This is a genomic window from Pseudomonas sp. HAR-UPW-AIA-41 (genome assembly GCF_002304225.1).
GTDB lineage: Bacteria > Pseudomonadota > Gammaproteobacteria > Pseudomonadales > Pseudomonadaceae > Aquipseudomonas.
Window position 1 is genome coordinate 46,731 of record NZ_NSLB01000005.1, and the last position, 25,974, is coordinate 72,704.

24 protein-coding genes, 4 tRNA genes and 1 riboswitch are annotated in these 25,974 nt (G+C 58.6%); of the genes, 14 read left to right on the plus strand and 14 right to left on the minus strand.

What is annotated here, in order from left to right; all coding sequences use genetic code 11:
• Nucleotides 1-12: 12 nt before the first annotated feature.
• Both CK486_RS11240 and dxs read right to left on the minus strand, forming a co-directional pair.
• Nucleotides 13-1,959 (minus strand): TonB-dependent receptor, encoded by a 1,947-nt coding sequence (locus tag CK486_RS11240; RefSeq protein ID WP_095940398.1) that lies wholly within the window; start codon nt 1,957-1,959, stop codon nt 13-15.
• A 96-nt stretch (nt 1,960-2,055) separates the two neighbouring features.
• Nucleotides 2,056-2,271: riboswitch (cobalamin riboswitch) on the minus strand.
• 51 nt (nt 2,272-2,322) lie between these two features.
• Nucleotides 2,323-4,254, minus strand: coding sequence for a 1-deoxy-D-xylulose-5-phosphate synthase (dxs, locus tag CK486_RS11245; RefSeq protein ID WP_095940399.1), 1,932 nt, complete (start codon nt 4,252-4,254; stop codon nt 2,323-2,325).
• A gap of 215 nt (nt 4,255-4,469) precedes the next feature.
• Here dxs and CK486_RS11250 point away from each other — a divergent pair, with 215 nt between their 5' ends.
• Nucleotides 4,470-5,375, plus strand: coding sequence for a phosphatase PAP2 family protein (locus CK486_RS11250; RefSeq protein WP_095940400.1), 906 nt, complete (start codon nt 4,470-4,472; stop codon nt 5,373-5,375).
• Here the strand turns inward: CK486_RS11250 and CK486_RS11255 are convergent.
• Both CK486_RS11255 and CK486_RS11260 read right to left on the minus strand, forming a co-directional pair.
• Nucleotides 5,358-5,690 (minus strand): PilZ domain-containing protein, encoded by a 333-nt coding sequence (locus CK486_RS11255; RefSeq protein WP_095940401.1) that lies wholly within the window; start codon nt 5,688-5,690, stop codon nt 5,358-5,360. The genes CK486_RS11250 and CK486_RS11255 overlap by 18 nt on opposite strands.
• 42 nt (nt 5,691-5,732) lie before the next feature.
• The gene (locus tag CK486_RS11260) at nt 5,733-8,132 is read right to left on the minus strand and encodes a DUF1631 domain-containing protein (protein ID WP_095940402.1); all 2,400 of its coding nucleotides are present in this window, start codon (nt 8,130-8,132) and stop codon (nt 5,733-5,735) included.
• A gap of 276 nt (nt 8,133-8,408) precedes the next feature.
• On the opposite strand from CK486_RS11260, the gene CK486_RS11265 reads away from it, so the two are divergent.
• The 3 genes from CK486_RS11265 to CK486_RS11275 all read left to right on the plus strand — a co-directional run bounded on the left by CK486_RS11265 (nt 8,409) and on the right by CK486_RS11275 (nt 8,651).
• Nucleotides 8,409-8,484: transfer RNA gene (locus tag CK486_RS11265), tRNA-Asn, on the plus strand.
• A 9-nt stretch (nt 8,485-8,493) separates the two neighbouring features.
• Nucleotides 8,494-8,570: transfer RNA gene (locus CK486_RS11270), tRNA-Pro, on the plus strand.
• 5 nt (nt 8,571-8,575) lie between these two features.
• Nucleotides 8,576-8,651, plus strand: a tRNA-Lys gene (locus CK486_RS11275).
• A 91-nt stretch (nt 8,652-8,742) separates the two neighbouring features.
• Here the strand turns inward: CK486_RS11275 and CK486_RS11280 are convergent.
• The 3 genes from CK486_RS11280 to CK486_RS11290 are packed head-to-tail and all read right to left on the minus strand — an operon-like array spanning nt 8,743 to nt 10,056.
• On the minus strand, nt 8,743-8,913 hold the full coding sequence (locus CK486_RS11280) for a DUF3094 family protein (protein WP_095940403.1): 171 nt from the start codon (nt 8,911-8,913) through the stop codon (nt 8,743-8,745).
• A gap of 43 nt (nt 8,914-8,956) precedes the next feature.
• Nucleotides 8,957-9,433, minus strand: coding sequence for an MOSC domain-containing protein (locus CK486_RS11285; protein WP_256574415.1), 477 nt, complete (start codon nt 9,431-9,433; stop codon nt 8,957-8,959).
• Nucleotides 9,430-10,056 (minus strand): DUF1780 domain-containing protein, encoded by a 627-nt coding sequence (locus tag CK486_RS11290; RefSeq protein ID WP_095940404.1) that lies wholly within the window; start codon nt 10,054-10,056, stop codon nt 9,430-9,432. Before CK486_RS11290 ends, CK486_RS11285 begins: the two co-directional genes overlap by 4 nt.
• 112 nt (nt 10,057-10,168) lie before the next feature.
• On the opposite strand from CK486_RS11290, the gene CK486_RS11295 reads away from it, so the two are divergent.
• The 4 genes from CK486_RS11295 (at nt 10,169) to CK486_RS11310 (ending at nt 12,067) form a co-directional block, all read left to right on the plus strand.
• The gene (locus tag CK486_RS11295; RefSeq protein WP_095940649.1) at nt 10,169-10,591 is read left to right on the plus strand and encodes a GNAT family N-acetyltransferase; all 423 of its coding nucleotides are present in this window, start codon (nt 10,169-10,171) and stop codon (nt 10,589-10,591) included.
• On the plus strand, nt 10,591-11,055 hold the full coding sequence (locus CK486_RS11300) for an FAD/FMN-containing dehydrogenase (RefSeq protein WP_095940405.1): 465 nt from the start codon (nt 10,591-10,593) through the stop codon (nt 11,053-11,055). The genes CK486_RS11295 and CK486_RS11300 overlap by 1 nt, the downstream gene beginning before the upstream one ends.
• Nucleotides 11,055-11,744: an energy-coupling factor ABC transporter permease gene (locus tag CK486_RS11305; RefSeq protein ID WP_095940406.1), complete on the plus strand. Its 690-nt coding sequence runs from the start codon at nt 11,055-11,057 to the stop codon at nt 11,742-11,744. The genes CK486_RS11300 and CK486_RS11305 overlap by 1 nt, the downstream gene beginning before the upstream one ends.
• A 107-nt stretch (nt 11,745-11,851) precedes the next feature.
• Entirely contained in the window at nt 11,852-12,067 is a 216-nt protein-coding gene (locus tag CK486_RS11310; protein WP_095940407.1) for a hypothetical protein, read from the plus strand.
• Between the two features lie 26 nt (nt 12,068-12,093).
• On the opposite strand, the gene yacG is transcribed toward CK486_RS11310, so the two are convergent.
• The 5 genes from yacG to pilB form a co-directional block, all read right to left on the minus strand.
• Nucleotides 12,094-12,294, minus strand: a complete 201-nt coding sequence (gene yacG, locus CK486_RS11315; RefSeq protein WP_095940408.1) for a DNA gyrase inhibitor YacG — start codon at nt 12,292-12,294, stop codon at nt 12,094-12,096.
• Nucleotides 12,291-12,899 (minus strand): dephospho-CoA kinase, encoded by a 609-nt coding sequence (gene coaE, locus CK486_RS11320; RefSeq protein ID WP_095940409.1) that lies wholly within the window; start codon nt 12,897-12,899, stop codon nt 12,291-12,293. The genes yacG and coaE overlap by 4 nt, the downstream gene beginning before the upstream one ends.
• An 81-nt stretch (nt 12,900-12,980) precedes the next feature.
• The gene (locus CK486_RS11325; RefSeq protein ID WP_141248899.1) at nt 12,981-13,853 is read right to left on the minus strand and encodes an A24 family peptidase; all 873 of its coding nucleotides are present in this window, start codon (nt 13,851-13,853) and stop codon (nt 12,981-12,983) included.
• Between the two features lie 3 nt (nt 13,854-13,856).
• Nucleotides 13,857-15,077: a type II secretion system F family protein gene (locus CK486_RS11330; RefSeq protein ID WP_095940410.1), complete on the minus strand. Its 1,221-nt coding sequence runs from the start codon at nt 15,075-15,077 to the stop codon at nt 13,857-13,859.
• A gap of 3 nt (nt 15,078-15,080) precedes the next feature.
• Nucleotides 15,081-16,781 carry a type IV-A pilus assembly ATPase PilB gene (gene pilB, locus CK486_RS11335; RefSeq protein ID WP_095940411.1) on the minus strand — a complete coding sequence of 567 codons (1,701 nt, stop codon included), beginning with the start codon at nt 16,779-16,781 and terminating at the stop codon, nt 15,081-15,083.
• A gap of 284 nt (nt 16,782-17,065) precedes the next feature.
• On the opposite strand from pilB, the gene CK486_RS18410 reads away from it, so the two are divergent.
• From CK486_RS18410 to CK486_RS11350, 3 genes are all read left to right on the plus strand, one after another.
• Nucleotides 17,066-17,530: a prepilin-type N-terminal cleavage/methylation domain-containing protein gene (locus tag CK486_RS18410; RefSeq protein WP_095940412.1), complete on the plus strand. Its 465-nt coding sequence runs from the start codon at nt 17,066-17,068 to the stop codon at nt 17,528-17,530.
• Nucleotides 17,531-17,588: 58 nt separating this feature from the next.
• Nucleotides 17,589-19,292 carry an O-antigen ligase gene (locus CK486_RS11345; RefSeq protein WP_141248900.1) on the plus strand — a complete coding sequence of 568 codons (1,704 nt, stop codon included), beginning with the start codon at nt 17,589-17,591 and terminating at the stop codon, nt 19,290-19,292.
• A 107-nt stretch (nt 19,293-19,399) separates the two neighbouring features.
• Nucleotides 19,400-19,475: transfer RNA gene (locus tag CK486_RS11350), tRNA-Thr, on the plus strand.
• A 54-nt stretch (nt 19,476-19,529) separates the two neighbouring features.
• Here the strand turns inward: CK486_RS11350 and nadC are convergent.
• Nucleotides 19,530-20,378, minus strand: a complete 849-nt coding sequence (gene nadC / locus CK486_RS11355) for a carboxylating nicotinate-nucleotide diphosphorylase (RefSeq protein ID WP_095940414.1) — start codon at nt 20,376-20,378, stop codon at nt 19,530-19,532.
• Nucleotides 20,379-20,658: 280 nt separating this feature from the next.
• Here nadC and CK486_RS11360 point away from each other — a divergent pair, with 280 nt between their 5' ends.
• The 3 genes from CK486_RS11360 to ampE all read left to right on the plus strand — a co-directional run bounded on the left by CK486_RS11360 (nt 20,659) and on the right by ampE (nt 24,428).
• Nucleotides 20,659-22,944, plus strand: coding sequence for a DUF1631 domain-containing protein (locus tag CK486_RS11360; RefSeq protein WP_095940415.1), 2,286 nt, complete (start codon nt 20,659-20,661; stop codon nt 22,942-22,944).
• A gap of 105 nt (nt 22,945-23,049) precedes the next feature.
• The gene (gene ampD / locus CK486_RS11365) at nt 23,050-23,613 is read left to right on the plus strand and encodes a 1,6-anhydro-N-acetylmuramyl-L-alanine amidase AmpD (protein ID WP_095940651.1); all 564 of its coding nucleotides are present in this window, start codon (nt 23,050-23,052) and stop codon (nt 23,611-23,613) included.
• Nucleotides 23,610-24,428 carry a regulatory signaling modulator protein AmpE gene (gene ampE / locus CK486_RS11370; RefSeq protein ID WP_095940416.1) on the plus strand — a complete coding sequence of 273 codons (819 nt, stop codon included), beginning with the start codon at nt 23,610-23,612 and terminating at the stop codon, nt 24,426-24,428. Before ampD ends, ampE begins: the two co-directional genes overlap by 4 nt.
• Nucleotides 24,429-24,432: 4 nt before the next feature.
• On the opposite strand, the gene CK486_RS11375 is transcribed toward ampE, so the two are convergent.
• On the minus strand, nt 24,433-25,326 hold the full coding sequence (locus tag CK486_RS11375; protein WP_095940417.1) for an ROK family protein: 894 nt from the start codon (nt 25,324-25,326) through the stop codon (nt 24,433-24,435).
• Between the last annotated feature and the right edge of the window lie 648 nt (nt 25,327-25,974).

Consider the following 25,974-nt stretch of genomic DNA (forward strand, 5'->3'; position numbering starts at 1 on the left):
TATTGAGTGGCATCAGAAACGGTAGCCGACACTCAGCTGCACATCTTCCTCGGCCGCCGGGTACAGACCCTTGCTGCCGGGAACCCAGTTGGCATAGGTGGCAAAGCTGTCGTAGCGCTTGCCGGTGAGGTTGTTGACCCGCAGCTTGCTGGTGAACTGCTGATAGTCGTAGCTCAGTGCGGCATTGAACAGGGTGTAGCCACCTTCGCGCGGCATGGCGTGGCCGTCATCGCTGGCCAGGTAGCGGGCGCCCGTGTACTCCGACTCCAGATAACCCTTGAGTCCGGGGAGGATCAGGTAGCTGACATGGGCGCTGGCGCTATGGCGGGAGACCCACGGCACTTCATTGCCCTGATAGTTGCCGTCGCGGTATTCGGAGTCGGTGAAGCTGTACTGACCGCCGACGGAGAGGCGGCTGGTTAGCTGACGTTCGGCTTCCAGCAGCAGGCCGTCGCGGCGGGTCTTGTCCAGGTTGATATTGGCGCCGGGAAAACCGGACGGGCCAGCAGCTAGAGGGTCGTACATTAGCTCGTCGGTGAGGTCCAGGCGGTACAGGGTGGCCTGGTAGCGCTGCACGCCATCCTGCCATTCCAGGCCGCTTTCCCAGGAAGTGCCGGTCTGCGGTTTGAGGAAGTCCACGCCCGGACTGACGAAGCCGTTTTCATCGACGTTGGCCCAGCGCAGCACGTCCTCACGCTTGATGAAGGCGCGCAGCTGTTCGTCGACCTGCCAGTTCAGGCCCAGGCTGCTGCTACCTTCACGGTCGGTGTGGGTCTTGTCCAGGCTCTTGTTACGGTCCTCGGCCTCGCTGGCGCGGTAGCCGGCGGTGAGGCTGACGCTGTCTGTCAGCGGCTGGGTCAGCTGGCCGTACCAGTCGCGCAGGGTCTGGCGGAACAGGGTTGCGCCAAAACTGGAGCGGTATTCATAGTCGCTCTGGGTGTGGTCATGACCGAACAGCCAGTCGCTGCGCCCCAGGCTGCTGTCGAAGTGGCCGGACAGGCGCGGGCTGAAGGTTTCCACGCGGGTACCCTGGGTGAACGGGGATTCGCCCCAGGCGCTGTTGTAGGCGCCCTTGCCATCGGTGTCGCGATGGCTGTAGTCGAGGTCGGCGGTCAGCCAGTCATTCAGTGATTGTTGCAATGCCAGGCGGTGAACCTGGGTGTTGCTGTCATTCCAGCCGTTGGAGTTGGCGGCGTAACTGGCCTTGCGGTCGGCGCGGCGCTGGGCTGCGGTCAGGTAGCCGGGAAATTTCAGCTCATCGTCGATGCTCTGGTATTCGTAGAGGGCATGGCCGCCTTCGTGGTCGTGGCGCAGGCGCAGGAAGGCGTCGTCATAGCTGGCGTTGTTGTGGTCGCGGTAGCCGTCGCTGTTGCGTGCTTCGCCGCTGGCATAGGCGGAGAAACCCGCGCCGAGCTGCTGGTAGACATGGCCGCGATAGGCTTCCAGGTCATGGCTGCCGATGCTGCTCTCGACATAGGCCTCGTTGTCTTTGGGTTGACGGGTGATGATGTTGATCACCCCGCCGACGGCCTGGTCGCCATACAGCACAGTACCGGCGCCGCGCAGGACTTCGATGCGTTCGATATTGGCCAGCGGCACGCTGTTGAGGTCCGGCCCCTGCAGGCTGGGGTTGTTCAGGCGGCGGCCGTCGACCAGCACCAGGGTGTTGTTGGCGGCGTTCTCGCCGAAACCGCGCAGGCTGACGCCGACACGGTTGCCATCGCCCAGAGTGTCGCGAATCTGCAGACCGGCCTGACCGCGCAGTACATCCACCAGCGCGCTGGCGCCACTGGCTTCGATCTGCTTGCGGTCGATGACCTTGACGCTTGCCGGGGTGGTTTGCTGAATCGGCGTGGCGCGGGTAACCACCAGTGGCGGGATTTCCAGCGCCGGCTGAGCGTCAGCCAGGGCCAGTGTGGGAGCTAGGGAGATGGCCAGGGCCAGTTGGGACAATTTCATCAGGAAGCCTCAAAAGCGGAAATGAACTTTTGAGGAGGGCAGACAAGAACAGCCCTGCAGGTGCGGGCTGTGCTTGACGGTGCTGCCCTCCGCAACACCAGTCGACTCCATCCAGGCCGGTCTCCGGACTCTCGAGGCTCAGTCGTTCGCCTTCCCGGGAGATTCCCAGTGGCTTGCTGAACGCCTGTGCAGCTTTCTGGCTGCGCTCGATTACCGTTGCGGGGGCAGTGCCGGAATAGCTCATGATGAGCGCACCGGCTTCCCGATTATCGCCAGCCGTGGGGCTGGCGCACCTGGGTGGAACTACAAACGCCGCGCACCTTAAGGGGCGCGGCCATGAAAAACAAGCAGATCAGATCGGGTTTAGCGTGAATTCTGCTCAAGCAGCGCCAGGCGCTGGCGGATGCTGGCTTCAATGCCGGCGGCATTCAGACCGCACTCGGCGAGCATGTCTGCCGGCTTGGCGTGTTCCACGTAGTAGTCCGGCAGGCCCAGGTGCAGCATGGGTTTGATCCGGCCTTCGGCGGCGAGGAATTCGCTGACGGCACTGCCGGCGCCACCCATGATGCTGTTTTCCTCGATGGTCACCAGCAGCTCGTGGCTGTCGGCCAGTTCCCGTAGCAGGGATTCGTCCAGTGGCTTGACGAAGCGCATGTCGACCACGGTGGCATCCAGCGCTTCGCCGACCTTGAGGGCCTCGGCCAGTTGCACGCCGAATACCAGCAGGGCGGTTTGGCGGCCGCTGCCGTTCTGGCCCTGGCGGCGTACCACGGCCTTGCCGATTTCCAGCGGCAACAGCTCTGTCTCGATGGGCGCATTCGGGCCGCTGCCACGCGGGTAGCGCACCGCCGCCGGGCCGTTGAACAGATGGCCAGTGGTGAGCATGCGGCGCAGTTCGTTTTCGTCGCTGGGGGTCATGATCAGCATGCCCGGGATGCAGCGCAAATAGGACAGGTCGAAGCTGCCGGCGTGGGTCGGGCCGTCTTCGCCGACCAGACCGGCGCGGTCGATGGCGAACAGCACATCGAGGTTTTGCACGGCCACGTCGTGGATCAGCTGGTCGTAGGCACGTTGCAGGAAGGTGGAGTAGATCGCCACCACCGGCTTGATGCCGTCGCAGGCCATGCCGGCGGCCAGGGTCACGGCGTGCTGCTCGGCGATGGCAACGTCGAAGTAACGCTCCGGGAAGCGCTCGCTGAACGCCACCAGATCAGAGCCTTCCTTCATCGCCGGGGTGATGCCAACCAACCGAGGATCTTCGGCGGCCATATCGCACAGCCATTGGCCGAACACGCTGGAGTACTTGGGGCCGGAGGGCCGCTTCGAGATAGAGGGGGGGGCGGCCTCGGCGTGGAGCGGCTCCAGTTTGGTGATCGCGTGGTAGCCAATGGGGTCGGCCTCGGCCGGGGCGAAGCCCTTGCCCTTCTTGGTGATCACGTGGAGGAACTGCGGGCCTTCCAGGTCACGCATATTGCGCAGGGTCGCCAGGAGGGTCGGCAGGTCATGACCGTCGATCGGGCCAACGTAGTTCCAGCCCAGCTCCTCGAACAGGGTGCCGGGCACCAGCATGCCCTTGGCATGCTCCTCGACCTTGCGGGCAATTTCCCAGGCGCCGGGCAGGTGCGAGAGGATCTTCTTGCTGCCCTCGCGCATGCTCGAATAGGTGCGGCTGGAAATGATCTTGGCCAGGTAGTTGGACAGACCGCCGACATTCTTGGAGATCGACATGTCGTTGTCGTTGAGGACCACCAGCATGTTGGCCTTGACGTCGGAGGCGTGATTCAGCGCCTCGAAGGCCATGCCGGCTGTCAGCGCGCCATCGCCGATCACCGCCACGCTCTTGCGCTTGCTGCCCTGCAGGCGCGCAGCGATGGCCATGCCCAGCGCCGCGCCGATGCTGGTGCTGGAGTGGCCGACGCCGAAGGTGTCGTATTCGCTCTCGCTGCGGCGCGGGAAGGCGGCCAGACCATCTTTCTGGCGCAGTGTGCTCATACGATCACGGCGACCGGTGAGAATCTTGTGTGGGTAGGCCTGGTGGCCGACATCCCACACCAGGCGATCATCCGGGGTGTCGAAGATGTAGTGCAGGGCGATGGTCAGCTCGATCACGCCGAGCCCCGCGCCGAAATGTCCACCGGTCTGGCCGACGCTGTACAGCAGGTATTGGCGCAATTCGTCGGCCAGGGTTTCCAGCTCGCTTTCCGCCAGGCGACGCAGGCCGACCGGGGTATCGGCGCGGTCGAGCAAAGGTGTGACGGGGCGCTCGCGGGGGATCTGGTGGAAGGTCGTCGGCATCAGGCGGATCGTTATAGGTATGCAAAGATGCGCAGTTTAACCGAAAGCACCGCCCTTCGGCAGCGCGGCGCAGGGCCACGCTGCCGCTGTATCTCGAGGTTTCGACAAATGGCCGCCGTTGGCCGGCTCGTCCGGTAACTTGCCGGGCAAGGATTGCGTGATTCGGCAATTCCCGGCCAGACTGCCCACTTGCACCAACCTCAAGAGAGGCATCAATGCCAGAGATTCTGTACGACCTGTCCTGGGTGCTGCCCCTGCGCCATGACTGGCTGACGCCACTGATGAATGGCTTTACCCAGCTGGGCTACGAAAAATTCATTCTCTTCTTCCTGCCGCTAGGTTACTGGGCCTGGAGTAAGCCGTTGTTCCTGCGCTTGTTCCTGCTGGTGGCCTTTACTGCGGTGCTCAATGCGTTCTGCAAGGATCTCTGGCAGGACCCGCGTCCGGCTCTGGACTATCGTCTCGATCACGAAGTGGGAGAAAGTTTTGGTTTACCCAGTGGCCATGCGCAGATCGCGGTAGTGCTATGGCTCTGGTTGGCTTATGAGTTGCGACAGGGCTGGATGTGGCTACTCAGCGCGGTGGTGGTCAGTGGCATTATTTTCAGCCGCCTGTATCTGGGGGCTCATGATCTCGAGGATGTGCTGGGTGGGGCGTTGCTTGGCGCGCTGACGCTGATCGGTTTCGCACTGCTGCAACCGCTGCGCTGGTGGCGTGAGGCAAATGCTTTCTGGCACCTGGGGTTGATTGTGTTGCTGGCCTTGGGCTTTCAGCTGGCCTGGCAGGGTACGGCGCCGCATTACGTGCCATTGCTGGCAGCCATGCTGGTTGGTGTGCTGCTCGGTTACCGCCTGGAAGGCCGCTGGCTGGACAGTCACTCGCAGGTGGCTACCTGGCGCCGGCTTTTGGCGGCGACGCTGGGGGCTGGAGCATTTCTACTGTTGCAGGCGGCGCTGAAGGCGCTGGCAGATTTGTGGCCGCTGCAGGATTGGCTGTGGCAGGTGGTGCGCGGCCTGATTATGGGTCTGTTTGTCGCTGCCTTGATGCCGTGGGTCCTTGTGCGCTTGCAGTTGCTTGGCGCGCGGGCTCATCAGAGTTTGGCTTCAGAGGCGCTCGATTAGTGCGTCAAGATTGGCGCTGTTGTTTTCATCGATGTCGATGATGTGGAAGCCGGCCCAGCAGTGTTGGTTGTCAGCGCCAGGGCGACTCCAGAGACAGTCAGCACCCAATTCGACCGGTGGTAGCTCATCCAGTGGTGGGCAGGGTTGCAGGCGACACTCCCATACGGAGTCGGTTGCAATCAGGTCTTCACTGAATAGCATGAAACCATCCATCGATAGGTCGACAATGCGGCCCAGTCGGCGCCCACTGTGCACATCAAAGACCTCCAGCGTCACGTCTGCGGCGTGACGGCTGTGCAGGCGTCGTTCATCCATTCTCGCTCCTCAGGCCGTACACGGCCGGATTGCATCAGGTATTCAGTGGGCTGTACTGGGTGTACGTCCGGTGAAGCGTTGCAGGGCGCGGTAGATGGCGCCGAGCGCGCGATCCACCAAGGGGGCGTTACGTTCGCGCGGCAGCAGGCGAGCTTTGCCTTGCTCCATCTCTTCTGCCAATTGGCTGATGGGTTTAACCGCCACACGCTGCCCTGCATGGTCCACGAACATGTAGTTGCGTGTGGTCGGGCTGAACCAGGAAAGCTTCAGGGTTTGCGTCGTATCACCGTTGACGAACTCGAACCAGGTGCCGAACTCCAGCGATTCCAGTTCCTTAATGAAGCTTTGTGCGCGAGCTGAAAGTGCGCCTTTCGGGCGTGGTGTCTTGGCCAGTTCGGCATCTTCGCCGAGCATGGCGCCGAGAGCGCTTTCCTGTAGTTGCGGCTTGAGCTTGGCGGCCAATTGCGGCTGTTTGGCTTGCACTGCGTGCTGGCAGGCGACGATGTCCTGCAGCAGGCGGCGTATACCGTCTTCGTGGTAACCACCAAGTAACTCCAAACCCTTGCGCAACTCTTCGAGCAGTCCGATACGCAACTGACCCAGCTGTGCACGGCCGCCTTCGTCCAGCGGCGTACCGCTCCAGGCTAATTGTTCTGCAGCCTCGCAGGCTTTTTGCCACTCGCCATTGCGTTCTCCTCCTCGCAGAAGGATGAATACCAAGACGTCGGTCCAGGTCAGTTCGAGGAAGTTTTTAAGCAGAGGGGGCAGCTCGCGGTCATTCAGGCATTTTTCAATGGCTTCCACGGCCTGCTGGCGTGCTCCTAGCAGCTTATCGCGCCCCTTAGCTGCTTCTACGGCGCGCCGCTCGCGCAGTTCGACCTTGTGTTTAAGTGTCGCTACATATTCATTGAACTCTTCGAGCAGGCTATCGAACAGTTGCAAATCGCCGTTGAAACTATGGATCACTCGTTCGACGACCCAGTGCATCTTTGCCAGCAGTCCGCGGTCATCGCCTTCGCCGCCGTACAGCACGCCTGCTTGAGCCATGCTGTTGAGCAGCTGACGTGCAGGGTGGTGATGTTGGGTAAACAGTGCTTTATCGTGCAGGGCGACTTTCAGGTAGGGTGTGTGCAAGTGCGAGAGCGCGGTCTTGCAGTTGTCTGGCAGGTTGTCGTCATCAAGGATGAAATCGAAGAGCATGCCGACGAGGTCGATAACGTCGGCTTCTTCGTCGGCCAGTTTTTGCTGGCCTGGTAGCTGGCTGATTGCTTCAAGCTGTTCGTGCAGCTCGGCTTTCAGACCTTCTACGGCTTGGGGTTGCTGCAGGCGGCTCTGCAAATCCTGGCCTGAGTTTTGTTGCAGTCGATTAAGCGCGCTGAGTAGCTCGCTTGCGCTATAGGTGCTGTGTGCTCCCTGAGGCGCATAGCTGGCAATACTGCGCGAGCCGCCAAACAATGGGGCGTGTGGTGCCTGTTGGCGATGTTCGGCTATCAGCGAGCTGAGGTCGGAAAACAGCTGCGATGGGCTCTGTTCACCTGCTTGAGCGCTATTCTCGCCCGGTGGGTTATAGCCAGGGGAAGTGCTAGTACTCGGCACAGCATTATTGCTACCCAAGGGGTTGAAGCCGCTGTAGCTCGTCGGTGTTGTCGATGTAGTGCTGGGCTGCGTGGGTGAGCTATTGCCAGTTGGCTCTGTTCCAGTTTGATGTTCGGCAGTTGCGGTAACAGGTGAATTGCTGCGGCCAGGTGCTTGGGTTGGGCGGTACTTCAGATTGGGTAGCAGGCCAGCCTCGATCAATTTCTGGTTGAGCTCGGCAAACAGGCTGTCCAGGCTGCTCATCAGGTACTGATCAAACAGTTGGTACAGGGTCAGGCGAATGCTCAGCGGGAAAGGCGAGTTTTTCAGCGATTCACGGAAGGCTTGGGCGATCAGGCGTGGACCGAAGGGATTGTCTTCTTCGCGAGGTTTGAGACCGTTGTTGAGCAGTGCCAGGCGTTGCTCCAGGCCGAACAGGGGTTGTGCGCAGCGCGCATTGACCCGGCTGGTCATGTTCGTGACCTGCAGGCTTTCCTCGTAGTCATCGTTTTGCACCAGACTCAGGTCGTCCAGGGCGACCTGTTCGTTCTCGACTGTCTGGCACTTACCTTCGGCAAATGCACTGAGTTTCTGGCCCAGCCATTGGTGATAGGCGCGCTCAAGGTGTACGCGCTGCTTGCGGATTTCGCGCATGCTATCGAAATACAGCGTCTGCTCACTGTTGCTGCTGGCTTTGTCGGCGCAGTCGAAGAGCGCGTCGTCTACGCCAGCAAAAACCAGATCCAGTTGTTTGGCGAGATGATTCAGCAGCAACTGGCGGCAGCTTTGAAGCAGTTCACCAAAGCGCGGTTGTGCAATTCGGCTGCTAAGCGATACGACGTTTGGCTTGCTGTCCTGTTCATTCATGAGGCTTTCCTGCGGAGCAGGCCATTGAGGCGGTAAGGGCACATATCGATCAGGGCAGAGAAAGTGACGTCTGGTGTTTAGAGTGTGTGCTGAGTGCACATCTGTGCTTGTGATCACATCTGGCCTAGATATAGCAGCTCGCGCAGTGGCCTGCAAAGAATAAGAGCGAGTTGTAAATCAAGGGGTTGACAGCGTTGCGTGGAAACGTAAAATGGCGCGCCTCAGATGCGGGAACGGATTAAACCGGTACGGCAGCTGAGATTGGAAGGCCGAAGTTCCGCGATAGCTCAGTCGGTAGAGCAAATGACTGTTAATCATTGGGTCCCTGGTTCGAGTCCAGGTCGCGGAGCCAACTTCCAGCCGGGGTATAGCGCAGTCCGGTAGCGCGCCTGCTTTGGGAGCAGGATGTCAGGAGTTCGAATCCCCTTACCCCGACCATTTTTGGGTCGTTAGCTCAGTCGGTAGAGCAGTTGGCTTTTAACCAATTGGTCGTAGGTTCGAATCCTACACGACCCACCATATAGAAGTACAAAAAGCCCGCCTTGTGCGGGCTTTTTGTTGTGCGCGAAAAGTCTATGCGCCTTGTGCGGCTGTTGAGCGTGTCTGGTGTTCAGGCGAGCTGGCTAAGCAGTCGGCTGAGCATGCCCAGAGCAATCACCGTTATCAGCACGACGGTCAGCAGTCGCCAGGGGCGGAAGGGTTGGCGCTCGACTTGATGTTGGGGGGCGCTGAGGTAGAGGTCTACCTTGGCCTGGTCTTCGGGGCTGAGTTGGCTGGGCATGCGGTCCTCGCTGTAGTGGTTGCGCTCAGGTGGTGCAGAGGCTTCAGTCAATAATAGACAGCTGATCCTGCAGGCGAATGATGCCGCTCTGTAACACGCGGGCGGTGATGCCCCCGTGGCCGCGTACGGCCTGGAATGTGCCGCTGCCGAGTCGTGCCTCCAGGCGGGCGCAGGGCTGACACCAGCCGGTGGTTTCCAGAATGGCCTGACCCAGGCGAAAGCGCCGGTTTTTCAGGCTGAACAGGTTGATACCGCTGACGGCGATATTGCGGCGCAAGTCCGTGGCGGTGACCGGTTTGCCCAGCAGGGCGCTGATGACGTGCAGGTGTTCCCACTGGATCAGGGTTACCTGGCGGCTGTTGTTGGCGCCGGGGCGGCTGTGATCGCCGGTCAGGCCGGCGTCGCGGCGCGCTTCCACGGCATCGATTTCCAGCATTGGCGCTTCGCGCGCCGGGCGCACGCCGATCCAGCGCACGGTGCCGATCTGCGGTACGTTGGCGATCAGCTCCTGCAGGTTCACAGGCCGATACCCAGGTCGAACAGGACGGTGCGACCGCGGTTGTGGCGCAGAAACTCCGGGGCATTGTCGTGAGTGAACAGCACGCGCACGAAGTTGGGGCCTACCAGCGAGAGTGAGCGCCAGCCTTGGCGCTGGTATTCCGAGGGCGGTGGAAACGGGCTGTTGAAGTCCAGAGCCGCCTGCTTGAGGTTGCAGAATGCGAGCAAGTCGAGCTCGCCAACTTGGAGGTCGCGCTCCTGATAGTTGTGCGCCTTCTTGCGCAGGGTAGGCCCCAGGCGGGCCTGCAGGTCCCCGGCGCTCAGCCAGCGCGGGCGGCGTTGGCGGCGCACCAGTTGGCTCAGTGAGAAGGCCGAGCGGCGGCGCTCCACTTCATCCCGCCACTCCTCATTGAGCCGCCGTCCTTCGTCGAGAACGAAGAACACTTCGAAGTTGGCTTCGCGAAATTGCACATCCGGTGGCTCCATGCCGCTGCCGAACTCGTCCAAGCGATGACTGATGTTGAAGGCCTGCAGCAAACGCTGGCAGACCCAGCGCTCGCGCTCCCATTTGCGGGCGTTGGACAGGAACTCATTGGCCTGTTCGGCCTGGCGCGTCAGCAGGCGCAGGTAATCGCTCTCGTGCATGAGGCTCATGATAGGCAGATGCAGGAGTAGCGTACAGCCTGCTCTGGCTGCGCCGAGGTGTCTCACGTCCGGTTGCGAATGACGGTGTAAACTGCGCCCATTAGTGAGGTGTCTGATGATCCGCTCTGCTACTGCCGACGACCATGCTCCGCTGTATGCCTTGTGGCAGCGCAGTGACGGTATCTGTGTGCGCGACGAGGATGCTTACTTACCGTTCTGTCGCTATCTGCAGCGTAATCCGCAGCTCAGCCTAGTGCTTGAGCTGGATGGGCAGGTGGTCGGTTCGCTGCTGGTTGGGCACGATGGCCGGCGTGGTTATCTGCAGCATCTGGTGGTCGATCAGCCCTGGCGTGGCCGCGGCTATGCGCGGGCTTTGCTGGATGAGGCGAGAAAGCGTCTGGCGATGCAGGGAATCGAGAAGTCGCACGTGTTTGTATTACGCGCGGCGCCTGAGGCTCAGTCCTTCTGGTCAGCACGGGTGGACTGGCTGCTAAGAGAGGATATTGATGTGTTTTCAACAAGGGAGAATAGCTGATGCGTAGTGTGATTGCGGTGTTTCTGTTGCTGCTGTGTGGCAGTGTCATGGCGCTGGAGAAGGGCGAGCGCCTGTTGCCGTGGACACTGCTGGATCAGTTCGACAAGGCCTATACCCTCGATCAGCAGGCGCGCATTCTGCTGGTGGCGCGCAATATGACCGGTGCCAAGCTGCTCAATGCCGCGCTGGAAGGAAAGCCGAAAGGGTTTCTTGAGGCTCGCCAGGCGGTGTTTGTGGCGGATGTGAGTCGCATGCCGGCGGTGATCTCGACTTTGTTTGCCGTGCCGGCTATGCGTGACTACCAGTACAGGGTGCTACTGGACAGTCAGTCCCGCGTGGCTTCGCGTTATCCGGCGGCAGAGGATCAGGTGCTGTGGCTGGATCTGGATCGCGGTGTGCTGCGCGATAGCCGCACCTTTTCGGATGCCCAGGCGCTGCGTCAGGCGCTGGAGCAAGCGCAGTAATGATCAGTGCAGGGCTGCTAAAACCTGAGGTTCTGCAGTTCGGTTGGCTGGTGTATGGGCCGGCATTGCTGTGGGCTATCTGGCGTGCGCCCTGGCTGGAGTTGTTCAGTGATTTTCGCCGGCAGCATCTGCTGTTCGGTACGGTGCTTTGCCTGTTTCTGTTGTGGTTGGTGCGGCGGGATTTTGAGTCGGGGCTGGCCTTCCATTTCATCGGGATGACGGCCGTTACGCTGCTGCTCGACTGGCCGCTGGCGATTCTTGCCGGCGCGCTTGCGCAGCTGGGTTTGCTGGCGTTGGGGCGTCAGGAGTTCGCGGCTCTTGGGGTCAATGCGTTGCTATTGATCCTGCTGCCGGTGTGGATCGCCGAGGGCTGTGCGCTTCTGGTCGAGCGCTTCCAGCCAAAGAATCTGTTTGTTTACATCTTCTGCGCCGGTTTCTTTCCGGCCGCGCTGACGGCGGCGGTATGCGTGCTCCTGGGATTGGGCATGCTGTGGTGGAGCGCGATCTACGTCATGCCGCCCTGGCTGGACGATATGGCTGCCTACCTCTGGCTGGTGATGTTTCCCGAGGCGTTCATCAATGGCACGGCCATTACGGGGCTCGTGGTGTTCTGTCCTGAATGGCTGGAAACCTTCAACCGTACCCGCTATCTGCAGGCCCCCTGGAAAGACGATGAGTCGCCCCGCTGATTCAGGGTGATTCATCGGTGTGATGCGCGAGTCGCGGTTGATCTGTATCAAATGCCAAATGGCCATGGCCCAGCAGTATCAGGCTTTGTTTGCGAAGGGGGAGCGACATGGGAGCACATGATTGGGCGCGGGGCGCAATCGACAAGGCGTTGCATGAGGCGCGAGAAGTGGGGCTGGATGAGGCGCTGGTGCTGCGCGCACTACTCAGCGCGCTGGTCGAGCGCAGCAAGGTCTCTCGGCCGTTGAATGATCTGGCTCAGGAGCTGCAGTTTCTGGCCGAGAATCTGGATGACGGGCGCGACTACATGTTTATGCGGCCCTGAGTGGCGATTGTTTTCTGCGGGACTGATCAGTGCCCGCGCGGTGGCAGTTCGCCGGAGAACAGTTCGTCTTCCAGTGGGTCGCCGGGAATGGCATGACTTTCCGAAGCCCAGGCGCCCAAGTCGATCAGCTTGCAGCGTTCCGAGCAGAACGGGCGCTGCGTGTTCTGGGGCGTCCATTCGACCGGGGCGCCACAAGTGGGGCAGCTGACGGTGGGGGTTGTTTTCATGGTTGGCCTCCGGTGAAGCGCAGATACTGTTGGTGCAGGCGCTCTACCTGCTGTTGCAGCCAGTGCAGGTCGCGATCATTGACCAGCACGTCGTGGGCGTGCTGAAGACGCTTCTCGCGTGCGGCCTGGACCTGCAGGATGGCTTTGACCTGATCCTCTGGCACCTTGTCTCGCTGCATGGTGCGGCGAATCTGCTCCTCTTCCGGTGTGTCGATGACCAGCACGCGCTGGGTCATTCGGTACTGGCCGGATTCGATCAGCAGGGGGGAAACGAGAATGGCGTAAGGGGAGTTTGCCCGCTGCAGGTGCTGGCGAATTTCGGCGCCGATCAGCGGATGAAGCAGGCTTTCCAGCCAGCGGCGTTCCCCGGTATCACTGAAAATCCGCGTGCGCAGCGCGGCGCGATTAAGCTGCCCGTCGTCCTGCAGAACCTCGTTACCAAAGCGATCGACAATGGCTTGCAGTGCTGGGCGACCGGGTTCCACCACCCAGCGAGCAGCATGATCGGCATCGACGGTGTGTATGCCCAGGGCATCGAAGCAGGCGGCGGCAGCGCTCTTGCCGCTGCCTATGCCGCCAGTCAGGCCGAGAATCCAGGGAGTCATTGCAATCATTCCGGAACAGCGGGCAGTGATTATCCGCGACAGTCAGCGCTGCTGTCATGCCCGGCACGCGCCGGGCATATTTCAGTTGAAATGGGCGAGCTGCAGATAGGCAGAGGTGATCTGTTCACCCCAGATCAGCGCTATCCAGCCGGCGATGGCGAGGTAGGGGCCAAACGGAATAGGCGTGCTGCTCTCGGCATTACGTAAGCGCAGCATAATCACGCCCAGCACGGCACCCACCAACGAAGACAGCAGGAGGGTCAGCGGCAGAACCTGCCAGCCGCCCCAGGCGCCGAGCATGGCCAGCAGCTTGAAGTCGCCGTAGCCCATACCCTCCTTGCCGGTCAGCAGTTTGAACAGCCAGTACACCGACCACAGGCTCAGATAGCCCGCCACTGCCCCCCAAAGAGCGTCGCCGGGCGGCGCAAACAGCCCGTATTGGTTGACGATCAGGCCCAGCCAGAGCAGCGGCAGAACCAGTACATCCGGCAGCAACTGGTGGTCGGCATCGATCAGGCTCATGGCCAGCAGCCCCCAGCTCAGCAGCAGCATCGTTGCGCACTGCCAGGTTGGTCCGAATTGCCACGCAATAAATCCCGACAGCAGGCCGCAGGCAAGCTCAACCAATGGATATCGCTTGCTGATCGGTGCCTTGCACGCGGAGCACTTGCCGCGCAGTGCCAGCCAGCTCACCAGGGGAATGTTCTCCCAGGGACGAATCTCATGCTGGCAGTGCGGGCAGGTGGAGTTGGGAAGTACCAGGTTGAAGGTAGGTCCAGCTGGTTCTGTCTCCAGCTCCAATATTTCCCGCGCCTGCATGCGCCATTCGCGCTGCATCATTTTGGGCAGGCGGTAGACCAGTACATTGAGGAAGCTGCCGATCAGCAGGCCCAAGATCAGTACAACTAAAACAAAGGCCGGCAAATTGCCGGCCACAAGATTAATCAAATTCATGATCTATACGACTGAGCCCAGCTGGAAGATCGGAAGGTACATGGCGATTATCAGGCCTCCGACCAGTACGCCCAATACGGCCATGATCATGGGCTCCATCAGAGAGGTTAGGCCGTCGACCATATTATCGACTTCTTCTTCGTAAAAGGTCGCAACTTTATCGAGCATTGCATCAAGTGCGCCGGACTCTTCGCCGATTGCCGTCATCTGAATGGCCATTGAGGGGAAAATGCCAGTTGTTCGCATAGAAAAATTGAGCTGGGTCCCGCTCGAAACATCCTGTTTGATCTTGTTGACGGCATTAACGAAGACGATATTACCAGTGGCGCCTGCGACCGAGTCGAGAGCCTCTACAAGTGGAACTCCCGCCGAAAAAGTGGTGGATAGAGTGCGTGCATAGCGCGCCACTGCAGACTTGTAAATAATATCTCCCACGATCGGGACCTTCAGGACTGTTCTGTCGGTCCAGTCCCGGAAGTCCTTGGATTTTGCATACGCATTCTTAACTAGAAAGGCTGAGGCAAGCATTGCGCCAAGCACAATCCACCACCACTCCTGCAAAAGCTCTGAGAGGTGGATAACCATCTGGGTAAAGGCCGGTAGTTCGGCGCCAAAATTGGCAAAAACCGATTGAAACTGCGGAACGACCTTGATCAGCAGAATCGCTGAAACAATTATGGCAACCAACACCACGGCGATAGGGTAGTTCATCGCCTTTTTGATCTTGGCTTTCAGTTGCTCGGTTTTTTCCTTGTAGGTGGCCACTCGATCCAGCAGGTTTTCCAGTGCGCCAGACTGTTCGCCTGCGTCTACCAAGTTGCAGTAGAGGTCATCGAAGTATTGCGGCTTTTTACGTAGAGAGGTTGCAAAGCTGTTGCCTGCTGCTACTTCCTGCTTCACCTCGTCTACCAGTTTGCGCATGTTTGCATTTTCTAATCCCTCACCGATGATGTCGAAGGATTGGAGTAGCGGGACGCCTGCTTTCATCATGGTGGCCATCTGCCGGGTAAACAAGGCAATGTCCATGGGCTTGATCTTCTTGCCGGCACCGCCAAAAAGATCTTTGCCTTTCTTGGTTACTTTGGTTGGATTGACGCCCTGTTTGCGAAGTTGCGCCTTTACCAATGCGGGGCTTTGCCCGCTCAGTTCCCCTTTGACTTTGGCACCTTTCTTGTCGATGCCTTCCCATTTGAAGACACTGGTTTGTAGTGCTTTTTCGGCCATGGCTTAGTCCTTGGTGACGCGGTTGACTTCCTCGAGGCTGGTGACGCCTTGCATGGCCTTGACTAGGCCCGAGGTGCGCAAATCATTAAAGCCATCTTTTCGCATTTGTTGGGCGATGTCGATGGAGTTGCCTTCTTCCATGATAATCCGCTGGAGTGCCGGTGTGACCTTGACTACTTCATAAATTCCGACGCGGCCTTTGTAGCCGCTTTTGCAGTTTTCGCAGCCGACGGGCCCGAAAATCTTGAAAGTGCCGATTTTGTCCTCAGGGAAACCCTCGTGAATGAGTGTCTCGCGCGGAACCTGTACTTCTTTCTTACAGCTGTTGCACAGTTTGCGGGCCAAGCGTTGGGCGATAATCAGGTTGACTGAAGTGGCGATGTTGAAGGACGGAACGCCCATGTTGCGCAGGCGAGTCAGGGTTTCCGCTGCGCTATTAGTGTGTAGCGTAGACATCACCATGTGCCCGGTCTGTGCAGCCTTTACTGCGATGGAGGCAGTGTCCAGATCTCGGATCTCGCCCACCATGATGATGTCAGGGTCTTGGCGCAAAAAGGCACGCAGAGCCTGGGTAAAGTCCATGCCCTGCTTGGGATTGACGTTGACCTGATTGATGCCTTCAAGGTTGATCTCTACCGGGTCTTCTGCGGTGGAGATGTTCACATCCACGGTATTGAGAATGTTCAGGCCTGTATAAAGGGAAACGGTCTTACCAGAGCCAGTCGGGCCTGTTACCAAGATCATTCCCTGTGGCTGCTTGAGGGCGTTGAGGTAGAGCTCTTTCTGTTCTTCTTCATAACCGAGCGCATCTATCCCCATTTGGGCGCTGGTGGGGTCGAGGATCCGCATCACGATCTTCTCACCCCACAAGGTGGGCAAGGTGTTGACGCGGAAGTCGATGGCCTTGCTTTTGGATATCTTCATCTTGATCCGGCCGTCCTGTGGCTTGCGCCGCTCGGAGATATCTAGGGCGGCCATTACCTTGAGGCGAGCGGAAATTTTGCTGGCTAGCTGAATGGGTGGGCGGGCGACCTCATGCAGGATGCCATCGGTGCGGAAGCGTACCCGATAGGCTTTCTCGTAGGGTTCAAAATGCAGATCGGAAGAGCCGCCTTTGATCGCATCTAGTAGCATCTTGTTTACGAAGCGGACTACCGGGGCGTCATCAGCCGCTTCGTTGTTGCTGTCTGCTTTCTCGTCATCAACAGCCTCAACATCCAGACCTTCCAGGTCGACATCGGCCAAGTCTTCCATTCCGCTGGGTCCAGCGTCGAAAAACTTCTCGATGGCATCTCCAAGCTTATCGTCTTCTACCAGGATGGCCTCGGTAGTAAGGCCGGTACTGAATTGGATGTCGGTAATACCTTGGTGATTTGCAGGGTCGGACAGGCCGATAAACAGCTTGTTGCCGCGACGGTAAAGAGGCAGGGCGCGGTGTTGCCTTATCAGCTTTTCGCTGACCAGGTCTTTCGGCTGACCCTCCTTGTCGATGGCGTTCAGATCTATGTACGCAATGCCAAACTGCTCGGCGGCCACTTCCGCGAGGGCGCGGCCTTTAACCAGTTTGTTCTGTACCAGATAAGTGACTAGCGAGGTCTTGTTGCGCTGTGCCTGTGCTTGTGCCTGCTGTGCGCTTTTTTCATCCAGCAGTTCTGCCAGCACCAGCTGTTTGGCTAGGCCTGTAAGGTTGACGATGTCATTCATTGGGGAGGCTCGAGGCAGTCATGCTTGCCTTATAGCCTAGTCGGACAGCGCTGCCAAATGCGTGCCTTTGGGATGACAAAAAAAGGCACTTAGTGATAATTTTTGAGTGCTTGCCAGTCTGGCTCTAGGGCGCAAGGCATCGGAGAAGCTTTCATCTCGTTGCCGTTCTCGTGGTTGGCGGCCCTCTTCAGTTGTCGTTTTATCGAGCGCGGCGAGGGTTGGCACGCTGTGTGCTGTGGGTCTGGTCAGGTCGCACGACCTTTCCATGTCGAGGAGACAATTAAATGAAAGCTCAAATGCAAAAAGGCTTTACCCTGATCGAACTGATGATCGTTGTGGCGATTATCGGTATTTTGGCCGCTATTGCGCTCCCTGCGTATCAGGATTACACCAAGCGTGCCCGCGGCGCTGAGATAGTTGTTGCTGCTGCGCCGTTCAAGCTGGGTGTGACTGAGTGCGTTCAGTCCGGCAGCTGCGTGGCCGCCGGCGCAATTTCTGTTCCTGCTACTGGTTCTGCTTCGCGTGCCCAGTGGTCCGTTCCTAACGATGTTGCTGCTGGTAATGGCCAGGGGCAGGTCAACGCAATCGCTCTTGCTGCTAACGGGCAAATTACTGTGACTCCGCGGGCTACCAATGGCTTCGCAGCGACTGATACTTATGTTCTGGGCGCTGGCTTAAACGCTGATGGCTCTGTCACTTGGACTCCGTCTGGTGATTGTGTGACCAAAGGCTTCTGCAAGGGCAAGTAAGTCTTCATGACTTCAAAAGAGCAGGCTGCGCCTGCTCTTTTTTTTTGGGGGGGTGTGTGTGCGCTGGCTGATGTTCTGTTTGGTGAGCGTGCCGTTTGTGGTGCCATTTCGTTGGTATCCAGACGGTGATTTTTTTTCCGACACCATTGCTGTTTTTTTTGCCCTCCTGTTTGTTATTGCTAGTAAAGAGCTGCGCTGCAGCTCGCTGGTGTTAATTGGTTTTTCGCTTGCTGGGCTGATTCTTGTTGCCGGTGTGCTGGGCGGTAGTGCGTACATGGAGGCTTGGCTGGCGCCGGCGCTCATGGTTCTGGTTGGTTCTCTTTTCTTGGGCTCTATGCACGCGCGTGACCCTGCTGAACTTCAGCGTGACTGGGATGCTGTGCTCTATGGGCTTGTGCTGGGCGGAGGGTGCTCTCTCGTACTCGGCCTGGGGCAGATTTTTGAGTGGGGGTGGATCAGTTTTTTGACGTTTGATGGAGCGATTGGTGTTGTCGCAAACATAGGGGGGCGAAATCAGTTCAGTCTTTATGTTTTATTGGGTTTTCTGGCCTTTCTGGTGTTGCTGGTTCGTTCGGCGTTGTCAGTCTGGTGGCGTTGTGCGGTTGTGGTGGTTGTCGCTTCTTTATGTTCTTTTGTACTTGTTAGTTCGGGTTCTCGTTCAGTAGTGCTGATGGTTTTTTCAGTGCTCGTTCTTGCAATATTCCGGCTTTATTTTTGGCGTAACGACCGCTTTAGCTATTATTTTTTGATTTTTGCGGGTGTTTTCTTTCTCACACAGCTGCTGTCGGTGTTATGGCCGGACTATTTCTCAGCTGTGGATGGGGGGTCAGGGTTTTCGAGAATTCAGAATGCCTATGCCGATACTCGCTGGGTCGAGTGGGCAAAGGCCTGGAGCATCTTTCTTGAACATCCGTTCGGTGTGGGGTTTGGTAATTATGCTTTCTTCAGCTTCGCGGCTACGCAAATGCCGTCCTTGGTGTGGTCTAATCCGCATAATGTGATTTTACATTTTTTGGTTGAAACGGGGTTTGTTGGCGCTGCTCTGATTGTTTTTGGTTTTGTTGTTGTTACTGTGGGCTGTTTTAGATATTTGCGAATGGCGGAGGGAGGGGTGATTCTACCCGCTGCAATAGGCTCTTTTATATTGCACAATCTTCTGGAGTATTCCTTCTGGTATGCAAATTTCTTTCTATGTTTTTTGATTTTTTTGGCGTTTTTGCCTACCAGTGGTCGTGTGCTGCGGTTTGTTAGTGGGCGCGTGGTGAGTCTTGTCTTTTTGGTGTTGCTCCTTGTTTCGGCGGTTCAATATTGTCGCTTGCTAAGCGCGGTTTGGTTGCCAGATAGTAAGTCGCGTGTCGCCCGTATTGTTGTATCGGCTCAAGTGGGTCTGAATCCGTTCTTGTCCTGGCGGGCAGATAAGGTATTCATGGATTTTATCCCTTATGACGATGGTCCGGATTTGGTGGTGCGCTTTTGCCGGCTTGAAGATATGGCAAGGCGTGAACCGTTACCTCAATATCTTGAACGGATGGCGTTTTTAGCAATGGTTGCTGAGGATCATGATCTTTATGGTGGTATTTTAAAGGCGCGCTATAGGAGGCTTTCTGATACCTCCGGTTATTATTTTGAGTCTGCGGTGAAAACTGCGTGGCCTCTTGCGGCTGAACGTGTAATTCGGGATTTTAAAGAAAGAAAGCTGGAAGGGTTTAAGTCGTATGAAGAATATCAGCTGGGAGAGTCTGGTGTTTGTGATGGGGGATAGTTGGGCGGAGCAGGTTGTGCAAGGGGCTTTGCAGATGTTTCTTGAGTTTAGCGCCGACATCCGGGATGTGTGGCCTGCTTTAGTAAATCGTGATTGAATTAGCAAAGGCCGGTGTAGCTCAGTCGGTAGAGCAGCTCATTCGTAATGAGAAGGTCGCAGGTTCGATTCCTGTCTCCGGCACCAAATCAAAAGCCCCGCATTTGCGGGGCTTTTGATTTTCAAGTGTTTTGAGTTGGGTTACATCGTCAGGCGCATGGACAGGTCGATGGCTTTGATGTCCTTGGTCAATGTACCGAGGGAGATATAGTCGACGCCCGTTTCGGCCACGCTGCGCAGGGTGCTGTCGTTGATGCCGCCGGAGGCTTCCAGCTTGGCGCGGCCGGCGGTGAGCTGTACGGCGGTGCGCATGTCCTCATGGCTTAGTTCGTCGAGCATGATGATGTCGGCGCCGGCATCCAGCGCCTGCTTCAGCTCTTCCAGGCTTTCCACTTCAACTTCCACCGGTTTGCCGGGGGCTATCTGTCGGGCGCTGGCGACTGCCTGGGCAATCCCGCCGCAGGCGGCGATATGGTTTTCCTTGATCAGGAAGGCGTCATACAGACCGATGCGGTGGTTATGGCAGCCGCCGCAGGTGACGGCGTACTTCTGCGCCAGGCGCAGGCCGGGGATAGTCTTGCGGGTGTCGAGCAGTTTGACTGGTGTGCCTTCGACCAGATCGGCGTAGTGACGGCAGCGGGTGGCGACGGCGGAGAGACTTTGCACGAAATTCAGCGCGCTGCGCTCGCCGGTGAGCAGGGCGCGTGCCGGGCCGCTCAGGGTGAACAGGGTCTGGTCGGCGCTGACCTTGTCGCCGTCCTGGGCATTCCAGGTCACCACCACGCGCGGATCCAGCTGGCGGAACACTTCATTGACCCAGGCGCTACCGCACAGCACAGCCGCCTCGCGGGTGATCACGCGGGCAGTGGCCACGCGTTCTGCGGGTATGAGCTGAGCGGTGATGTCGCCGGCACCGACATCTTCCTGCAGTGCCAGTTGCACGTTGCGCTGAATTTCGTCGTGCAGGTCGGCCAGGCGCAGGTTGGGCATGATCAGGCTCCAAGTTGGGGATGGCGCATTATACGGAGGCTGTGCACGGCTTGCTAACGGCGGTGTTGGTCTGCTTTGCATGACCGTTGGTAGGGCATTTGCCGCTAACTGTGACCCCGATCAAATCTACTGGGGTGCGCTGTTGGTTGTAATGCCCACCTGCCTCAATAATGAATCCAGAGAAATTGACGCCAGAGGGTTGACCTTTTTTGTACTGGCGTCCCGGTTGTTGATGTGTGCTGATGCTCCAGGCTGGACATTGGCTCACAGGAGAATTGAAATGCAGACTGATGCGAATGTGGTGCCGCTCAATCGTTCGGCCCCTGAGCATACCTCTAACACCCAGGTAGGAAGACTGCCCGTGGCGTTGACGCAACTGCGTGATAAGGCTGCTATGCAGCTTAAGCAGGATTTGCAGGCGTTGTTTGATAACGCTGACGATAGCCTTTTCGAGATGGCTGATCGTGCTACCTCTAACGCTGAGCAGAATGATCTGTTCGAGGCGATGCGTGAGCTACGTCTTAAGCGCAAGAGCATAGCCAATACATTCCTGCGTAGGGTGTTTGAAGGTTTCGCCGAATTGGCGCGCTACAGTCTGGACCAACCCCCACAGTTGACGCCTGTGACCTTGGACAGTCTCAGTCTGATGCAGAACGATGAGCTGGAAGAGTCTGTAGCTGTCGACGCCATGGTCGCCAAGATACTTAGTCGTGATGCTCAGGCTCTCCATCATCTGACTACGCGTATCAATACTCTGATTCACAAGAAAATTGATGAGGCCAGTAATCCGCTTGGGCCGCGACCGGTTTGCGAGAGTTTTGTCGCAGCCTGCGCTGATCTGGGTGTCGATATCCGCATCAAGCTGATCATCTACAAGCTGTTTGAGAAGTATGTGCTCAGTGAAATAGGCCAGTTGTACGCCGAGGCTAACCAGATTCTCGTGCAGGCTGGTGTTCTGCCTGAATTGAAGTCGGCCCCGCCAGCGGTCCGCCAGCCTCGAGCGGGCGCTCGTCCTGCTGTGAGCGCTCCGACTGCGTCGGAGTCGCCTGCCGGTTTTGCAGGTGCCAGCGAGGACATGCAGGAGGCTTTTGCTGCCTTTCAGGGGCTGATGACCCAGCTGCGCGGTACCGCCCTTCCGCAGCGAGAGCTGCCGGCCGATGCAGTGCCCATCACCAGTAATGATCTGACGCGGCTGCTTTCGCATCTGCAGCAGCACTTGCCGGCTGCCAGCCAGATCAGTGGTGAAGAACTGCGCGAAAAACTCGATCTGCTGCTGAGCAAGGCCAGCGCCAAGTCGGGCAAAACCCGAGTAGTTGGGCAGGTGGATGATGATGCGATCAACCTGATCTCCATGCTGTTCGAGTTCATCCTCGATGACCGCGCGCTGCCGGACTCGCTGAAGGCGCTGATCGCACGCTTACAGATTCCCATGCTCAAGGTGGCGGTGCAGGACAAAGCATTTTTCAATCGAGGAAGTCATCCGGCTCGTCGGCTGCTTAATGAAATCGCCTCGGCAGCACTGGGTTGGAGTGAACACGACGCCGAGAAGCGCGATAGCCTCTATCAGAAAATCGAACATGTCGTGCAGCGGTTGCTGAATGACTTTGTTGATGATCCGCGGATTTTCTCTGAGTTGTTGGCTGACTTTGTTGCCTTTACGGGTAGTGAGCGCCGTCGCAGTGAGCTGCTTGAGCAGCGCATGCGTGATGCGGAAGAGGGGCGCGCCAAATCCGAGCAGGCACGTTTGGAAGTTGAGCAGGCTCTGAACCAGCGCCTGCTGGGTAAGACCTTACCGGCAGCAGTAGTCCGGTTGCTACAGGAGGCTTGGAGCAAGGTACTGTTGTTGGTCAACCTTAAGCATGGTGGCGATTCTCAGGCATGGCGCGAGGCGACTGCGACCATGGATGATCTGGTTTGGAGTGCCTCCACACCAGATACTGCTGAGGATCGACTGCGTTTGTTGCAGATGGTCCCAGGTTTGCTGCGTAGCTTGCGTGCTGGCATGGCGGAGGCTTCGCTGGATCCTTTTGTGGTCAACGAGCTTTTTGCCGGGCTTGAGGCGCTGCACGTGCAGGCCTTTCAGCGTATGCGGCAGGAGCCTGAGGCGGATGCGGTGGTAAGTGCCGTCGAAGCGCAGGCACTCTCGGAGGTGGCGGAGGTGCTGCCGCTGGACAGCGCGCCGGAGATCAGTGAGCCGGCGCCGATGGTCGAGGTGGTCGAAGAGATCGTGTTGCTGGCGCCTGGCGAGCGCCGCGATCGTGAGGAGCAGCCGGTCGTCGAGGATGAGGCCGTGCTGGCTCAGGTCGATGCCCTGCGCGTCGGCAGCTGGGTGGAAATTCAGGAAGATGAGGAGCACAAGCTGCGCTGTAAGCTTGCGGCTGTGATCAAACCGTCCGGCAAGTTCATCTTCGTTAACCGCACCGGTATGAAGGTCCTGGAAAAGACCCGCATGGGGCTTGCCGTGGAGTTCCGCCGGCAGGCCGTGCGTCTGCTGGACGATGCCCTGCTGTTTGATCGGGCGCTGGAGTCGGTCATCGGCAATCTGCGGCGCATGAAAGGCGCCTGAGTATGCTTGCCTGCAAGCGCCCGGTGTTGCCGGGCGTTTGCCTTGATGGCTGGCGCAGTCTGTTATCCTCGCGCTTTTGCTGCGACGGAAATGCACGTGACTGGACTGCTTCTGGATGTCGACAGCGGCTGGGTGATCGGCGCTCGCCACTGCCCGTCACCAAACTGCAACAGCCGCCCTGCTGATGAAGTTTCCCTGTTGGTGATCCATAACATCAGCCTACCACCGGGCGAATTTGGTGGCGGATGGGTGCAGCGGTTCTTCCAGAATCAGTTGCCCGCTGATGCACATCCCTATTTCGCCAGCATTGCCGAAATGCGTGTGTCGGCGCACTTTCTGATCGAGCGTGACGGCGGTCTGACCCAGTTTGTTTCTTGCCGTGAGCGGGCCTGGCATGCGGGTGTTTCCAGCTTCGCCGGACGGGAGAATTGCAACGATTTTTCCCTGGGCATCGAGCTGGAAGGCACCGATGATCTGCCCTATACCGAGGCGCAATACGGCACTTTGCAGGCCCTGACCTGTCAGTTGCTGAATGCCTACCCCCTGCTTACGCACCAGCGCATCTGCGGGCATAGTGATATTGCCCCACAGCGCAAGACAGACCCGGGGCCGGCCTTCGACTGGCAACAGTTTTTCGCCGGGCTGCCACAAGAGGAGAGCAAGCAATGAGTTTTCTGGTGATGTTGCTGGTGATCTGGGTCGAGAAGTTTTCCGCCCTGCGCCAGCGTATTCAGCAGGATGGCTGGTGGCTGCGTCAGCTGCGCAGCCTTGAGGCAAAACAGGCCGGTGATGCCTGGCAGCTGCTGCGTCTGGTGCTCTTGCCGATGCTGCTGCTCGCGCTCCTGCTGATTCTGCTGGAGCCGGTGGCCTATGGCTGGCTGGCGCTGCCGGTTCATCTGCTGGTGTTGGTCTATGCCCTCGGGCGCGGCGATTTGCTGGCTTCCCTTGGGCCGTTCCGGGATGCCTGGCGCCGCGGTGATCATGAGGCAGCTTACCTGGCCATGCAGCGCGATCTGGGTCTGGCGGCCGAAAGCGAGACGACATTGCTGGGGCAGGTGCAGGCGCATCTGCTCTGGCAGGCGTATCAGAGTTTCTTTGCGGTGATCTTCTGGTATGCCCTGGCGGGACCGGTATTCGCGCTGGCTTATCGTCTGCTGGCGCTGCTAGAAGAGCAGGCGGCCAGCCCTTCTCTGCGTCAGCAGGCGACGGCATTGCGTCATGCCCTCGACTGGTTGCCGGTGCGCCTGCTGGCTGGTGCCTTTGCGCTGGTGGGTGATTTCACCGCCGTTGGCCGGGTACTGCTGCATGATCTGCTCAACTGGCAGGCCGGCGCCGCGCGCCTGGTGGCTGTCAGCGGGCAGGCGGCGGCAGATCTGGAAGATGCTCGGGATGGCGTTGCGACGCTGGATCAGCTTTGGCAGTTGCTGATTCGTGCCGCCATGCTCTGGTACGCCGCATGGGCCGTGTGGTTGTTGCTGATCTGACCGGCTACTGCCACAGCCAGGCAGCGCCCCGCACGCCGCTGGAGTCACCGTGGCGGGCCTGGACCAGGCGCGTGTTGACCTGGTCGGAAAAGACGTAGCGAGTCAGCAGTGGAGGAACTTCGCGGTAGAGCGCGGCGATGTTGGAAAGCCCTCCACCGAGCACAATCACTTCCGGGTCGACGATGTTGATCACGCTGGCAAGGGCGCGTGCGAGTTGATCGTAATAGCGTTGCAGCGCCTGCTCTGCCTGTTCAACGCCCTGCTGTGCTTGCGCCACGAGCTCGCGCGCGTCGACTTCAAGGCCGCTGCGGGCCGCCCAGCCGGGGCCGCTGAGAAAGGTTTCAATACAGTCCTGTTTGCCGCAATAGCAGCGGCGCGCTTCGCCGTCGGCTGAGTCTCGCCAGGGCAGGGGGTTGTGTCCCCATTCGCCACTGATACCGTTGGGCCCCTGCAACAGTTGTCCGTTGATGATCAGGCCTCCCCCCACACCAGTGCCTATAATCACTGCAAAGACCGTTTTGGCACCGGCGGCGGCACCGTCGCAAGCCTCCGAAACGGCCAGGCAGTCCGCGTCATTGGCTAGCCGTATGGGACGCTTTAGCAGATCTTGCAGGTCCTCTTGCAATAACTGGCCATTGAGGCAGGTGGAGTTGGCGTTTTTGATGCGGCCATGGTCGGCTGAGCGGGTGCCGGGAATGGCGATGCCGATGCTGCCGTGTTGGCCGAGTTGCTGTTCGCACTGGACGACCAGCCCGGCGATAGCGGTCAGCGTGGCTGAGTAGCTCCCTCTGGGAGTCGGGCAGCGCTGGCGCAACAGTTCGCGTCCGTCTGGAGCCAGGGCAATGATTTCGATCTTGGTGCCGCCAAGGTCTATACCGAGCCGGAGCGGGTTGTTCATGTTGCACCTTAAGTTCTGTACGTGGGGGCCGATAATCGTTGATGACGGCCTTGCCAGAAAAGAATGATGGCATTATGCCTTCTGATGGGTAGCTATCAGAGAGCCTGATGGCAGCGTCCGCATGTCTGCCGCTTAAGCTTTATCCCATGCCGACGTGCCAGAATGGCCCCGCCCCTTGGGCTGGCGTAGAAAAATAACAGGAGACGTCTCGTGAAGACCGTGTTGTATCCGGCTATCGCACTGATGAATCGACTGAGCTTCGGTATGAAGTTCAGCCTGATTAGCATCATGTTCTTCCTGCCTATGGGCATTACCAACTATTACCTGGTGAGCGATTCCTACACGCAATACCAGAACACACGTGCTGAGCTGGAAAGCCTGGATCTGCTGTCTTCCAGCTTGCAGCTCCGGCGGGATTTGGAAACGCTTAATGACCTTGTGCAGATCAACACGATGGTCGGCCAGTCCGGTAAGACTGGAGACATTGAGACTCAGATCAGCAAGCTTGAGCAGGGGCTGATTCAGCGGGTAGAAGAGATGAAGTCTGTCTCTCACCACCCGGAGGAAGTTGAGGACTTCAATAGCAAGCGTGATGCCCTATTACAGGCGCTCAAGGCTGTTCGCGCCGAAACCTCGCTGCAGAGTAAG

What these genes read in the sequence shown, in the direction of transcription:
- CK486_RS11240 (WP_095940398.1), bottom strand. Translation starts at nt 1,959, where the DNA reads ATGAAATTGTCCCAACTGGCCCTGGCCATCTCCCTAGCTCCCACACTG.
- dxs (WP_095940399.1), bottom strand. Translation starts at nt 4,254, where the DNA reads ATGCCGACGACCTTCCACCAGATCCCCCGCGAGCGCCCCGTCACACCT.
- CK486_RS11250 (WP_095940400.1), top strand. Translation starts at nt 4,470, where the DNA reads ATGCCAGAGATTCTGTACGACCTGTCCTGGGTGCTGCCCCTGCGCCAT.
- CK486_RS11255 (WP_095940401.1), bottom strand. Translation starts at nt 5,690, where the DNA reads ATGGATGAACGACGCCTGCACAGCCGTCACGCCGCAGACGTGACGCTG.
- CK486_RS11260 (WP_095940402.1), bottom strand. Translation starts at nt 8,132, where the DNA reads ATGAATGAACAGGACAGCAAGCCAAACGTCGTATCGCTTAGCAGCCGA.
- CK486_RS11280 (WP_095940403.1), bottom strand. Translation starts at nt 8,913, where the DNA reads ATGCCCAGCCAACTCAGCCCCGAAGACCAGGCCAAGGTAGACCTCTAC.
- CK486_RS11290 (WP_095940404.1), bottom strand. Translation starts at nt 10,056, where the DNA reads ATGCACGAGAGCGATTACCTGCGCCTGCTGACGCGCCAGGCCGAACAG.
- CK486_RS11300 (WP_095940405.1), top strand. Translation starts at nt 10,591, where the DNA reads ATGCGTAGTGTGATTGCGGTGTTTCTGTTGCTGCTGTGTGGCAGTGTC.
- CK486_RS11305 (WP_095940406.1), top strand. Translation starts at nt 11,055, where the DNA reads ATGATCAGTGCAGGGCTGCTAAAACCTGAGGTTCTGCAGTTCGGTTGG.
- CK486_RS11310 (WP_095940407.1), top strand. Translation starts at nt 11,852, where the DNA reads ATGGGAGCACATGATTGGGCGCGGGGCGCAATCGACAAGGCGTTGCAT.
- yacG (WP_095940408.1), bottom strand. Translation starts at nt 12,294, where the DNA reads ATGAAAACAACCCCCACCGTCAGCTGCCCCACTTGTGGCGCCCCGGTC.
- coaE (WP_095940409.1), bottom strand. Translation starts at nt 12,899, where the DNA reads ATGACTCCCTGGATTCTCGGCCTGACTGGCGGCATAGGCAGCGGCAAG.
- CK486_RS11325 (WP_141248899.1), bottom strand. Translation starts at nt 13,853, where the DNA reads ATGAATTTGATTAATCTTGTGGCCGGCAATTTGCCGGCCTTTGTTTTA.
- CK486_RS11330 (WP_095940410.1), bottom strand. Translation starts at nt 15,077, where the DNA reads ATGGCCGAAAAAGCACTACAAACCAGTGTCTTCAAATGGGAAGGCATC.
- pilB (WP_095940411.1), bottom strand. Translation starts at nt 16,781, where the DNA reads ATGAATGACATCGTCAACCTTACAGGCCTAGCCAAACAGCTGGTGCTG.
- CK486_RS18410 (WP_095940412.1), top strand. Translation starts at nt 17,066, where the DNA reads ATGAAAGCTCAAATGCAAAAAGGCTTTACCCTGATCGAACTGATGATC.
- nadC (WP_095940414.1), bottom strand. Translation starts at nt 20,378, where the DNA reads ATGCCCAACCTGCGCCTGGCCGACCTGCACGACGAAATTCAGCGCAAC.
- CK486_RS11360 (WP_095940415.1), top strand. Translation starts at nt 20,659, where the DNA reads ATGCAGACTGATGCGAATGTGGTGCCGCTCAATCGTTCGGCCCCTGAG.
- ampE (WP_095940416.1), top strand. Translation starts at nt 23,610, where the DNA reads ATGAGTTTTCTGGTGATGTTGCTGGTGATCTGGGTCGAGAAGTTTTCC.
- CK486_RS11375 (WP_095940417.1), bottom strand. Translation starts at nt 25,326, where the DNA reads ATGAACAACCCGCTCCGGCTCGGTATAGACCTTGGCGGCACCAAGATC.